The sequence below is a fragment of the Shewanella sp. GD04112 genome (assembly GCF_029835735.1).
In the GTDB taxonomy this organism is placed as follows: Bacteria; Pseudomonadota; Gammaproteobacteria; order Enterobacterales; family Shewanellaceae; genus Shewanella.
In genome coordinates, this window is sequence record NZ_JAOEAL010000001.1 from 2,553,283 (window position 1) to 2,565,670 (window position 12,388).

At 47.3% G+C, this 12,388-nt stretch carries 10 protein-coding genes; 5 read left to right on the top strand and 5 right to left on the bottom strand.

Annotated features, from left to right (window positions below; genetic code table 11):
- Positions 1–26: 26 nt before the first annotated feature.
- Entirely contained in the window at positions 27–587 is a 561-nt protein-coding gene (gene efp / locus N7386_RS11375) for an elongation factor P (RefSeq protein ID WP_011622801.1), read from the top strand.
- 269 nt (positions 588–856) lie between these two features.
- Here the strand turns inward: efp and N7386_RS11380 are convergent, their stop codons facing one another.
- On the bottom strand, positions 857–2,239 hold the full coding sequence (locus N7386_RS11380) for a Na+/H+ antiporter NhaC family protein (RefSeq protein ID WP_011717101.1): 1,383 nt from the start codon (positions 2,237–2,239) through the stop codon (positions 857–859).
- A gap of 739 nt (positions 2,240–2,978) precedes the next feature.
- Here N7386_RS11380 and N7386_RS11385 point away from each other — a divergent pair.
- The 3 genes from N7386_RS11385 (at position 2,979) to N7386_RS11395 (ending at position 6,400) form a co-directional block, all read left to right on the top strand.
- Positions 2,979–4,193, top strand: a complete 1,215-nt coding sequence (locus tag N7386_RS11385) for a pyridoxal phosphate-dependent aminotransferase (protein ID WP_279768566.1) — start codon at positions 2,979–2,981, stop codon at positions 4,191–4,193.
- 253 nt (positions 4,194–4,446) lie between these two features.
- Positions 4,447–5,034 (top strand): 5'-deoxynucleotidase, encoded by a 588-nt coding sequence (gene yfbR, locus N7386_RS11390; protein ID WP_089067750.1) that lies wholly within the window; start codon positions 4,447–4,449, stop codon positions 5,032–5,034.
- A 25-nt stretch (positions 5,035–5,059) separates the two neighbouring features.
- Complete coding sequence (locus tag N7386_RS11395) at positions 5,060–6,400, top strand: anti-phage deoxyguanosine triphosphatase (protein WP_279768567.1); 1,341 nt, start codon at positions 5,060–5,062, stop codon at positions 6,398–6,400.
- A 70-nt stretch (positions 6,401–6,470) separates the two neighbouring features.
- Here the strand turns inward: N7386_RS11395 and N7386_RS11400 are convergent, their stop codons facing one another.
- Genes N7386_RS11400 through zwf form a run of 4 tightly spaced genes read right to left on the bottom strand, consistent with a single transcriptional unit; the run spans position 6,471 to position 11,152 of the window.
- On the bottom strand, positions 6,471–7,112 hold the full coding sequence (locus N7386_RS11400; RefSeq protein ID WP_011622806.1) for a bifunctional 4-hydroxy-2-oxoglutarate aldolase/2-dehydro-3-deoxy-phosphogluconate aldolase: 642 nt from the start codon (positions 7,110–7,112) through the stop codon (positions 6,471–6,473).
- 20 nt (positions 7,113–7,132) lie between these two features.
- Positions 7,133–8,959, bottom strand: coding sequence for a phosphogluconate dehydratase (gene edd, locus N7386_RS11405; RefSeq protein ID WP_279768568.1), 1,827 nt, complete (start codon positions 8,957–8,959; stop codon positions 7,133–7,135).
- Positions 8,960–8,971: 12 nt separating this feature from the next.
- Entirely contained in the window at positions 8,972–9,670 is a 699-nt protein-coding gene (pgl, locus tag N7386_RS11410) for a 6-phosphogluconolactonase (RefSeq protein WP_011622808.1), read from the bottom strand.
- A gap of 9 nt (positions 9,671–9,679) precedes the next feature.
- A complete protein-coding gene (gene zwf, locus N7386_RS11415) occupies positions 9,680–11,152 on the bottom strand; it encodes a glucose-6-phosphate dehydrogenase (RefSeq protein ID WP_011717106.1) in 1,473 nt (490 codons plus the stop codon).
- 312 nt (positions 11,153–11,464) lie between these two features.
- On the opposite strand from zwf, the gene N7386_RS11420 reads away from it, so the two are divergent.
- A complete protein-coding gene (locus tag N7386_RS11420; protein WP_011622810.1) occupies positions 11,465–12,319 on the top strand; it encodes a MurR/RpiR family transcriptional regulator in 855 nt (284 codons plus the stop codon).
- Positions 12,320–12,388 lie beyond the last annotated feature (69 nt).

Consider the following 12,388-nt stretch of genomic DNA (forward strand, 5'->3'; position numbering starts at 1 on the left):
AAAATCGACATATAGGAAATTGTGTAATGAAAACTGCTCATGAAGTCCGTCCTGGTAACGTGATCATGTTTGAAGGCAGCCCATGGGTTGTACAGAAAACAGAAACAACTCGTTCTGGCCGTAACGCTGCCATCGTTAAGTTAAAGCTGAAAAACTTACTGCTTAACTCTGGTACTGAAACCACTTTTAAAGGTGAAGATAAGATTGACGATATTATCCTAGATCGTCTGGATTGTACTTATTCTTACTTTGCTGATCCTATGTATGTATTCATGGATGCAGAATACAACCAATACGACGTAGAAGCTGAGAACTTAGGTGACGCAGCGGCTTACATCGTTGACGGTATGGAAGAAACTTGCCAAGTAACTTTCTACGAAGGCAAAGCAATTTCTGTTGAAATGCCAACAACTATCGTACGTGAAGTGATCTACACTGAGCCATCAGCTCGTGGCGATACTTCAGGTAAAGTGATGAAGCCAGCAACTATCACTGGCGGCGGTACAATCAGCGTGGCTGACTTCGTTAAAGTTGGCGACAAGATTGAAATCGACACTCGTACTGGCGAATTCAAGAAGCGCGTATAATCGCCCTTCCCACTCCCAGATAAAAAAGCCAGTGCCTGCACTGGCTTTTTTATTGCCTCGAATTTGATGACTCTAGCGGTTTACTGCCGGACAGTTATCACATCGAATTGGGTATCGAGGTTAAGCAGCAAAGGCGTTCTTTAGTGGCGCGAGCCAGTCAACACGCTCAATAAACGTTAGCAATAAACGTTAGCAATAAACCTTCGCAATAAACGTTGGCAATAAAAAAACCAGCCGTAGCTGGTTTTTTATATTTACTGCATCGCAGCTTAGGCAATCAAGATAAAGCCAAAAAACGCAATCACAGCGGCAATTAACGCATAGGGTAACTGAGTCACCGCATGGCTCACTAAGTTACAACCAGAGCCTTGTGCGGCCAATACGGTTGAATCTGAGTAGAAACACGCTTGGCTACCAAATGATGATGCCGACAGCAACGCACCAATCACCAGTGGAATATCAGCACCAACCGATTGTGCCAGTGGCATCACAATTGGAATGGTCACCGCAAAAATACCCCAGCTTGAACCCGTCGCAAAAGCAAGGATCGCCATAGAGAGGAATACTACCGCTGGCAACATCTTAGGCGTCATGAATGGGCTCAATGATTCAATCACATATTGTGGCAGCAGCAGCGCATCACACACATCCTTAAACACGAATGCGGCGATCACGGTACCAATGGCGGGCAACATGCTCTTAAAACCATCGATCATCTGATCCATCATTTCTGACAGTGGCATTAAACGTTGCACTGCATAGTAGGGCAGCGTGATAACTAATGTCGCTAACAAGCCCTTCCACACGTCGATATCAAAATAAACGGTAAAGGCAACCAGTAGCAGAATAGGCACTAAGAAGTTGTGCAGCTTGCCCTGATTGTCGGCATGCTTAAACTCTTCTTCAATCGCAGCAATCGCGTATTCGTCTGAAGTTTGTACCTGGTCTAAATCGACTTGCGCCTCAGCAGGTTCACCCTGTGCGGCGCGCAGCTGGGCTTTTTTCATCGGACCAATGGCAGGCACAACACCTAACACCACCAGTAACACCATGGCTACGGCTAACCAAGCGTAAAGCATGTAGGGGATCGCCTGCATATATACGCTAATGCCCTGACCTTCTGCCGCCACACCGTTATCGACCAGCAAGCCACCAAAGAATACTGCCCAGGTGGATAATGGCACGAGCACGCACACTGGTGCTGCTGTAGAGTCAACTACATAGGCCAGCATTTCACGGGACACTTTAAACTTATCGGTCACACGCTTCATGGTTTCACCCACGGTTAACGCGTTCAGATAGTCATCGATAAAAATCACAATCCCGAGAATAAAGGTCATAAACAGGGAGGATTTAGGGCCTTTAGCAAATTTCAGTGCATTTCGACCAAACGCCAGTGCACCACCAGTACGCACTAACAGGGCAATTAACGCACCAAAACAACCACAGACTAAAATCAACCAACCGATGGTTTCATCGGCCATGACTTTTAATGAAGTACTGGCGAAATTATTTAAGACTTGTGACGGATCGAGTAACAGAAAACCAGTTACCGCACCAATGATCAGAGAAAGAATGGGGCGGCGTAACCAAATGGCCAACACCAATACCACCAGAGGTGGAATAAGACTTAACGCTGTCGGTTCAGACATGCACTTAGGTCCTCTAAATAAGTTGCCTAAAGGCAAAAGTTTTTAGAACAGCGCCTGAAATCACCTCGATCACGGACGCCAATATTGCTGCTTCATGATGACTAACTCCGCTGATAAAACCTGCTAAAAGCTTGTTATCTTAGGTGCCTTGCCAAAAACATCGCGCAGAAAATAAAGCGCATCGAATATCGAGTCAACCATAAATTTATGCTAACCATAAATAATTTTTGTTACTGAAATAAGTATTGATATATGTGCATGATTTTAAATAATTTTAAACCCGTATAACGAAATCTTTATTTGACCTTAAATGCTTAATAAGCATTCAGTTAATCTGCCTAAATATCAAAAAATCGCTGAATGCCCGATAAAACCCCATTAACTAAAATCACCGCCAGTAAATCAGTGGTTAAGCAAAAACTGATTAACAATTTTATTAACATTTAACCTATGAATGGATTTTCAGTTTCAAAAAATGCGAGCACAGGCTCAAGTAAGCCGTTTGATAGTCGCAAAGGCTGACCCCATCAAAACCAACAGTGCATTAGTTTAATATTATGCAAATATTCAGCATTTAAAACTTGTTTTAATTTATTTAAAGCTTGGTTAAAGCATATTTAACTGGCGAGTTTGATGAAAAAAACTTGTCATTTGTGCTCAAGCCCCCTTCCTTAAGCCAAATAATTTCGTTATGGTGCACAAACTTAAGCCTAAATTAACTGCATGTTTCGAGGTGTAAATGCGCCCTATCATCAAGTCCAACAAGTTGGATACTGTTTGCTACGACATCCGCGGCCCAGTGCACAAGGAAGCCAGACGTTTAGAAGACGAGGGACACCGCATCCTCAAACTCAATATTGGTAACCCCGCCCCCTTCGGTTTTGAAGCGCCGGAAGAAATTGTGCGCGATGTGATCCTCAATCTTCCCAGCGCCCAAGGCTACTGTGAGTCGAAAGGATTATTCTCTGCCCGCAAGGCGATTGTGCAGCATTATCAAGCGCAGGGCATTAAGGGCGTCGATATCGAAGATGTCTATATCGGTAATGGTGTGTCAGAGCTGATTATGATGGCCATGCAGGGCTTATTAAACACCGATGATGAAGTGCTGATCCCCTCACCTGACTATCCGCTATGGACCGCCGCGGCAAATTTAGCCGGCGGTAAAGCGGTACATTACCGCTGTGATGAAGAGGCGGATTGGTTCCCGGATCTTGATGATATTAAGAGCAAAATTTCGTCTCGTACCCGTGGTATTGTGCTGATTAACCCGAACAACCCAACGGGCGCGGTCTACAGCAAAGAATTACTGCTGCAAGTTATCGAACTCTGCCGCGAGCACAACCTGATTTTATTTGCTGATGAAATCTACGATAAGATTTTATACGACGAGGCCAAACATATTCCGGCGGCGAGCCTCTCTGACGATATCTTAACCGTGACCTTTAATGGTCTTTCAAAAGCCTATCGCGCAGCGGGCTTTCGTGTCGGTTGGATGATGTTGTCTGGCAATCTTAAGGCTGCCAAGAGTTATATCGAAGGTTTAGAGATGCTTTCCTCGATGCGCCTGTGTGCCAACGTGCCGAATCAACATGCGATTCAAACCGCGCTCGGCGGTTACCAAAGCATTAATGAGCTGATTTTACCTAGCGGCCGCTTAACCGTGCAGCGCGATACCTGTTTTGAGTTATTGAACCAAATTCCCGGTGTGAGCGTGAAAAAGCCCAAGGGCGCACTGTACGCCTTCCCCAAATTGGACATGAAAAAGTTCAACCTCAGGGATGATGAACGCTTAGTACTCGATTTACTCAGGGATAAAAAAATCCTTCTCGTGCACGGCAGCGCCTTTAACTGGCCAGAGCCAGATCACTTAAGAGTCGTATTTTTACCCTATAAGGAAGATTTGACTAAAGCATTGACAGAGTTTGGCAATTTCCTCGAGACCTACAAACAATAATGTTTTAGTCTCACCGCCAAGATGACCATTAGGTTAACCTCGACTAAAGCGATCCTCTGGGTCGCTTTATTTTTTGCAGTGCGTAAAAACTCTTCAATCATTCCACTCACTTATCCTCTTGCCTGTGTTAGGCTAAAGCTTCATCGCCGTACTTTTTATGCAGTATTTTAAAGCCGTATTTTTAAGCCACGCTTCTCGCCGATATATCTCGAGTTGAGTGTTATGCGGTCCGGCATTCATATAAAGGAGCATTATGAGTCATTTATTTGCCCACCTCGCCCGAATGAAACTTATCCAGCGCTGGCCCTTAATGTACAACGTGCGCACCGAAAACGTTCAAGAGCATTCATTGCAAGTTGCCATGGTGGCCCATGCCCTCGTGATTATCAGTAATAAGAAATTTGGCACCACGCTCGATGCCCATCAGGCGACCAGTTTAGCGATTTTCCATGATGCCAGTGAGATTTTAACTGGCGACTTACCGACTCCGGTAAAGTACTTTAATAAAGAAATCGAAGCCGAGTATAAGAAGATTGAGGCCATTGCCGAGCAACGCATGCTCGATATGGTACCCGATGAATTTAAAGAGGATTATCGCAGCCTGTTTATTAGCGATTACGCCGATCCGATTTACAAAGCCATAGTCAAATCCGCCGATACCCTGTGCGCTTACCTTAAATGTCTAGAGGAAAACCGCGCTGGCAACACCGAATTTAATACCGCGCGTAAACGACTCGAAGCCATGCTGGCGGCCAATCCCGATCCGGCGGTGAAATATTTTATGGATTGCTTTGTGCCAAGTTTCACCTTGAATTTAGACGAAATTAACAAGATGTTGTGATGTATCACTCTCGCTAGGAATGCATATGAGCTCAAGTGTTTGGCAAGAACGCCGCCATGGCGAAGATAAACAAAGACGTAATGATCATCGAAGCCCTTTCCAAAGGGACAGAGCAAGGATCCTCCACTCCGCCGCCTTTCGCCGCCTACAGGCCAAAACCCAAGTGCTTGGGGTGGGCATGAATGACTTTTATCGCACGCGCTTAACCCATTCACTCGAAGTGTCTCAAATCGGCACCGGCATTGCGGCGCAGCTTAGCCGCAAGTATCCCGAGCATAAGCCCTTATTAGGCTCGATGAGCCTGCTCGAATCCCTCTGTCTAGCCCATGATATTGGCCATCCGCCCTTTGGTCACGGCGGTGAAGTCGCGCTCAACTATATGATGCGCCACCACGGCGGCTTTGAAGGCAATGGCCAGACGTTTCGTATTCTCTCGAAACTCGAGCCCTACACCTTAGATTTTGGGATGAACCTATGCCGCCGAACTATGCTCGGCATTTTAAAATATCCCGCACCGCAGTCACTGCTGTTTGTGGCAGGTTCGCATCCTGAAATCACCAATCACAGACAGCTTAAACCATCACAATGGCCGCCTGTTAAAGGCATATTCGACGATGATAGCGACATTTTCGATTGGGTACTGGAACCGTTATCCGTTGCCGATAGAGCGCGCTTTACCTCAGTTCAGCAGAGCCTGCAGCCAAACTACCCGCATCTACGTACTCAGTTTAAATCCTTCGATTGCTCGATTATGGAACTGGCAGACGACATCGCCTACGCGGTGCACGATCTTGAAGATGCCATTGTCATGGGTATAGTCACCGCCTCGCAATGGCAACAGGATGTGGCGCCGACACTTAAGCACAGTGGCGATCCTTGGATCCGCCAGGAGCTTGCCGATATTGGCACTAAGCTCTTCTCCCATGAACATCATCTGCGAAAGGATGCCATCGGTACCTTAGTAAATGGTTTTGTCACCGCCATTATCATCAACGACGATCCGGCTTTCGAGGAACCGTTGCTGCGGTTTAATGCCAGCCTCGAACCCGAATTTGCTAATGCGCTCAATGTGCTAAAGCAGTTAGTGTTTAAATACGTTATCCGTAAACCTGAGATCCAGATGCTGGAATACAAGGGCCAACAAATTGTAATGGGGCTCTTTGAGGCGTTTGCCTCGGATCCTGAGCGGTTATTACCACTCAATACCCAAGAACGTTGGCGTACCAGCGAGCAGCAAGGCCAAAACAGCCACAGGGTGTTGGCGGATTATATTTCTGGCATGACGGATGAATTTGCCGGACGACTATACCAGCAATTGTTTAGCCCCAAGGCCGGCTCGAACGTGGAACTCAGCAAAGAGATGTAGCGCTGAACAGGCAATAAAAAACCACCGCAAGGTGGTTTTTTATTATCAGTGCGTTCCGCAAGTAAACGGCTTAGAGTCCGCCAATCGCATCTTTACACAATTGGGTGATACGCGCCCAATCGCCCTGCTCCATTGCATCGGTTGGGGCAATCCAACTGCCGCCGATACAATCCACATTTTTCAGCGCTAAGTAATCTTTATAGCTGCTTGGCGTAATACCACCCGTTGGGCAGAAACGGATATCCGCTAATGGGCCAGAGAATGCTTTTAGCGCATCCACACCGCCCGAGGCTTCCGCAGGGAAGAATTTAAAGTGAGTGTAACCGAGCGCCATGCCCGTCATCACTTCGGAGATGCTGGCAACGCCTGGGATCAAAGGCACAGGGCCTTGCATACCGGCTTTAAGCAGCTCGACCGTCGCCCCTGGGGTAATAATAAATTGTGCACCTGCGGCAATCGCTTGATCGAGCTGGGCTTCATTTAAAATGGTACCCGCGCCAACAAGTGCCTCAGGCACTTCTTGGGCGATCTTAGTGATAGCTTCGAGGGCGCATGGAGTACGTAATGTCACTTCCAAAACGCTGATCCCGCCAGCAACTAAGGCTTTAGCTAACGGCACCGCATGTTCAATCTTGTTAATGACCATAACAGGAACAATAGGGCTGCGTTTAAAAATATCTTGTGGTTGTAATGACCAGTTATTCTCAAGCATTGCGGTATTCTTCCTTTGTATTAATAAAGTTCGTCAATGGCGCAGGTACTGCGCGCACCGGTTTCTGGACTGCTTAAGTTTGAACGCAGTGCCCCAAACAACTCACGGCCCATTCCATAGCGTGAGTGGCGTAAATCAATTTCTGCAGCGGTTCTCGCGGCAAGTTCGGCATCGGAGACCAATAAGCTCAGCTCACCGGTCAGCGCGTCGACACGAATAAGGTCGCCATCTTGCACTTTGGCAATGAGCCCGCCATCGATAGCCTCTGGCGTTAAGTGAATCGCTGCTGGTACTTTGCCCGATGCGCCCGACATACGACCATCGGTCATCAGAGCCACTTTAAAGCCTTTGTCCTGCAGAGAGCCTAACAGCGGCGTTAACTTGTGCAGCTCTGGCATACCGTTCGCTTTCGGCCCTTGGCCTTTTACCACCACCACACAATCTCGGTCTAACGCGCCGGATTTAAACAGCGCATCGAGTTTGTTTTGATCGTCAATCACCACGGCAGGCGCTTCAACTACACGGTGTTTTTCTTGCACGGCTGACACTTTAATCACAGCACGGCCCAAGTTGCCCTTAAGCAGTTTTAAGCCACCGTTGTTTTGGAAAGGCGTAGCCACAGACGTTAATACTTCGGTATCTAAGCTCACGGTTGGACCATCGACCCAGCGCAGCTCGCCATCGAGTAATTTGGGCTCTTGGGTGTAACGACGTAGACCAAAACCTGCAACTGTGTTGACATCCTCGTGCAGTAGGCCCGCATCAAGTAATTCCTTGATAAGGAAAGCCATACCGCCTGCGGCGTGGAAGTGGTTAATGTCCGCATGACCGTTTGGATAAACACGTGCCAATAATGGAACCGCGTCAGATAATTCAGAAAAATCATCCCAGTTCACGATAATGCCAGCCGCACGCGCCGCCGCCACAATGTGCATGGTCAAGTTAGTTGAACCACCCGTAGCAAGTAACGCCACTATGCCATTCACCACGGATTTCTCGTTAACCACTTCACCGATTGGGCTGTATTGAGTACCCAGTTCAGTTAAGCGGCACACTTGCTTGGCCGCCATTTTATTCAGCGCTTCACGCAGTGGGTCGTCAGGATTCACAAATGACGAACCCGGTAATTGCAGGCCCATGACTTCGAGCATCAGCTGGTTTGAGTTAGCCGTACCGTAGAAGGTACAAGTGCCAGCGCTGTGGTAAGACTGCGCCTCGGCTTCAAGCAGCTGCGCTCTATCGACTTTACCTTGGGCAAATTGCTGGCGAATACGGGCCTTTTCCTTGTTTGGGATCCCCGACTTCATTGGGCCTGCAGGCACAAACAGCATAGGTAAATGGCCAAAACTTAAGGCGCCAATCAATAAGCCCGGCACGATTTTGTCGCAAATACCCAGTAATAAGGCGCCATCAAACATGTTGTGGGATAAGCCCACCGCCGTCGCCATGGCAATCACTTCACGACTCAGCAAGCTCAGTTCCATCCCGGGTTGACCTTGAGTCACACCGTCACACATCGCGGGTACACCACCTGCGACCTGTGCAACACTGCCCACTTCCTGACAAGCTTTTTTCAGCAATTCAGGATAAGTTTCATAGGGTTGGTGTGCAGACAACATGTCGTTGAATGCGGTAATAATCCCGATGTTAGCTTTGGTCAGTTGACGCAATGAATTTTTGTCATCTGGACTACAAGCAGCAAAACCGTGGGCTAAGTTACCGCAGCTTAAGGAGCTACGGTGTACGCCATGGTTACGAGCATCATTTAACGCGGCTAAATACGCTTCACGAGATGCTTTGCTACGGGCAATAATTCTGTCGGTAACAGATTGAACGACTGAGTGCATGAGAGTGACTCCTTAAGCGCTCCAGAACACGTCAACGGGCGTTTTACGCTGCGCTAATACGGCTCTGATGGGCATAGCATTAACATCATCATTTTCTAAGGCTTGACGATATACGGATAATTTCTGTTCCCCGACCAAATGCAGATAAATCTGTCTGCTATTGAGGATCGCATTCTTAGATAATGTGATCCGGCCGTGGGGCGCTGTGGTGGGATTGGTTGCCACACACAGGGCCTGAGTGCTCAAGGCATCATTTAACTCGGCGCTGCAAGGGAACCATGAGCAAGTGTGACCATCGTTGCCCATACCGAGCACCACTACATCGAAGGGACGCGGAAAATTAGACAGCGACTCGGCGGTCATATCGGCGCCCGCTTCGGCGGTGGAAAACATATTCTTTAATCCGCGGAACTTGGCATTGGCCGCGCGATTTTGCAGTAAATGTTCACGCACTAAACGCTCATTCGATGCACTGTCTTCCACATCTACCCAGCGCTCATCGGCGAGCGTGACATAAACATCACTCCAATCGATGGATTTCATGCTGAGGAGCTCAAACAGTTTCAGCGGTGTTGAGCCGCCGGAGACGACTAAGCTTGCCTTACCTCGGGCATCCACAGCCTCTTGCAACTGACTGGCGATCTTATTCGCCAACTGTTGCTCGAGCGCTGCGGGTGTATCAAAGGATTTAAATACGGTTTCTTTAATCATCAAAGCCCCCTATTCATCCCACGAACGGCCGTCTTTGGTGATCAGCGCGACCGACGCTACAGGTCCCCAAGTGCCCGCAGGATAAGGTTTCGGTTTCTCGTTACTTTGTTCCCATGATTGGATGATGCCATCCACCCAAGTCCAAGCCTGCTCTACTTCGTCACGGCGAACGAACAGTGCTTGGTTACCGAGCATGGCTTCGAGCAACAGACGCTCGTAAGCATCGGCGATACGCTCGTTTTTAAAGGTATCCGAGAAACTCAAGTCGAGTTTGGTGGTTTGTAAACGTTGTTTCTGCTCTAGCCCCGGCACCTTGTTCATCATCTGGATCTCAACCCCTTCATGTGGTTGCAGACGGATGGTTAACTTGTTAGGTGGCAAGTTACGGTAGCTTGAGCGATACAAGTTGTGGGGTGGGTTTTTAAAATACACCACAATTTCAGAGCTCTTGAACGGCATGCGTTTACCGCTACGCAGATAAAAGGGCACGCCCGCCCAACGCCAGTTGTCGATATCGACACGCAGCGCCACAAAGGTTTCGGTGTGGGACTGAAGATTGGCGCCCTCTTCCTCCAAATAGCCAGGAACAGGACTGCCTTTTAGGAAGCCTGCACTGTACTGACCACGGACAGTGTTCTCATACACATTGTCAGCATTAATTGGGCGTAGCGACTTCAGTACCTTCACTTTTTCATCGCGAATACTGTCGGCATCTAAGTTAACCGGTGGATCCATGGCAACCAGTGTCAACACTTGCAGTAAGTGGTTTTGGATCATATCGCGCATCTGACCGGCTTTATCGAAGTAACCCCAACGGCCTTCGATACCCACTTCTTCAGCAACGGTGATCTGCACATGGTCAATGGTCCGGTTGTCCCATTTAGACGCGAATAACGAGTTAGCGAAACGCAGCGCAATCAGGTTTTGGACCGTCTCTTTACCTAAGTAATGGTCGATACGATAAACTTGGTTCTCTTTGAAGTAGGCAGAAACTTGATCGTTAATCACGCGGGAAGAAGCGAGATCAGAGCCAATGGGCTTTTCGAGTACCACGCGAGAATCGCTATGGATAAGATTTTGTTCGTGTAGACAGCGGCAGATATCGCCAAAAATCGCAGGAGGGGTGGCAAAATAACTGACCATGACGCGCTCTTCTGGTTTGAGCAATTCATGGAAGGCGCTGTAGCCTGCTGATTCGGTGAAATTCGTGCCGACATAATGGCAGCGGGACAAGAAGCGTTGGACAGTCTCTTCGCAGAGGGCTTCTTTTACGAAGGTTTTTAACGCAAGGATGACGAGTTCTCTAAATTCATCCTGACTGAACTCATCTTTGGCAACCCCAATGACTTTGGTGTTTTTATCCAGAAGTTCAGCTTTATCTAGCTGGTATAAAGAAGGTAACAACTTGCGTCGTGCCAAGTCGCCTTTAGTACCAAAGAGTACGAAGTCACAAGCTTTGGCGCCTGATGTTGTTTTGCCCATTGCGTTACGCTCTCCTTTGTATGTCGTGTCCCTTCAAGCCAATGAAGAAATCCACACTTTTGTTGTAATATAACAACAGAATTTGTTAAATGCATCTATTTTTATCAATATTAACATTCTTGCTAACTAGGCACCTAGGGCATAAATCTGATATGCTTTTTGTGCTTAAATTACTGATGATAGTAAATTCTTATTTCAAAAATGTACTTAAAACTTACTTAAGCAGTGTCGATTAGTGAGATCCTGAAACAGATCAGCAGCACTAAACAAAAATAAATAAAATTACATTCTCAATTTAGCGGACGTACGCGTATGAATACCCTAGAAAAGGTTCAAAAAAGCCTCACCCATTTTAGTAAGTCAGAACGCAAGGTTGCAGAGGTGATCTTAGCCTCTCCGCAAACAGCTATTCACTCCAGTATTGCCACTCTGGCTAAGATGGCAGATGTGAGTGAACCTACTGTGAACCGTTTCTGTCGCCGCTTAGATACTAAAGGCTTTCCTGATTTTAAGTTACATCTGGCGCAAAGTCTCGCAAACGGTACGCCTTATGTGAGCCGCCATGTGGAAGAAGATGACTCTCCAGAGTCTTACACCACAAAAATTTTCGAATCATCAATGGCTTCCTTAGATACAGCACGTCAAAGCTTAGACGTCACTGCCATCAATAAAGCCGTGGATATTCTGACTCAAGCCAAAACTATTTCCTTCTTTGGCTTAGGCGCTTCGGCCTCCGTTGCCCATGATGCCCAGAATAAATTTTTCCGTTTTAATGTGCCTGTCATCTGTTTTGACGATGTTCTGATGCAGCGCATGAGCTGTATTAACAGCAATGAAGGCGACGTTGTGGTGCTGATTTCCCATACAGGTCGTACTAAGTCATTGATTGAAATAGCGCGTTTAGCCAGAGAAAACGGCGCGGCTGTGATTGGTATTACGGCTCGTAATTCACCGCTATCCATGGAATGTACACTGCCCGTGACAATGGAAGTGCCTGAAGATACCGATATGTATTTACCAATGGCCTCGCGTTTAGCGCAATTGGTGACTATAGATGTATTGGCGACTGGCTTTACCCTACGCCGCGGCCCGCGTTTCCGTGACAATTTAAAACGTGTGAAAGAAGTGTTGAAAGAGTCTCGTATCAATAAAGATCCGATACTGTAATTCACTTCCTATCTTAAAAAAGGCTAGTGCAAATCGTCCGTCTAGCCTTTTTTAAAGCAAATTTCAGCG

Coding starts and splice junctions, on each gene's coding strand:
- N7386_RS11380 (WP_011717101.1), bottom strand. CDS start 2,239: ATGTCTGAACCGACAGCGTTAAGTCTTATTCCACCTCTGGTGGTATTG.
- efp (WP_011622801.1), top strand. CDS start 27: ATGAAAACTGCTCATGAAGTCCGTCCTGGTAACGTGATCATGTTTGAA.
- zwf (WP_011717106.1), bottom strand. CDS start 11,152: ATGGGCAAAACAACATCAGGCGCCAAAGCTTGTGACTTCGTACTCTTT.
- N7386_RS11400 (WP_011622806.1), bottom strand. CDS start 7,112: ATGCTTGAGAATAACTGGTCATTACAACCACAAGATATTTTTAAACGC.
- N7386_RS11385 (WP_279768566.1), top strand. CDS start 2,979: ATGCGCCCTATCATCAAGTCCAACAAGTTGGATACTGTTTGCTACGAC.
- yfbR (WP_089067750.1), top strand. CDS start 4,447: ATGAGTCATTTATTTGCCCACCTCGCCCGAATGAAACTTATCCAGCGC.
- N7386_RS11395 (WP_279768567.1), top strand. CDS start 5,060: ATGAGCTCAAGTGTTTGGCAAGAACGCCGCCATGGCGAAGATAAACAA.
- N7386_RS11420 (WP_011622810.1), top strand. CDS start 11,465: ATGAATACCCTAGAAAAGGTTCAAAAAAGCCTCACCCATTTTAGTAAG.
- edd (WP_279768568.1), bottom strand. CDS start 8,959: ATGCACTCAGTCGTTCAATCTGTTACCGACAGAATTATTGCCCGTAGC.
- pgl (WP_011622808.1), bottom strand. CDS start 9,670: ATGATTAAAGAAACCGTATTTAAATCCTTTGATACACCCGCAGCGCTC.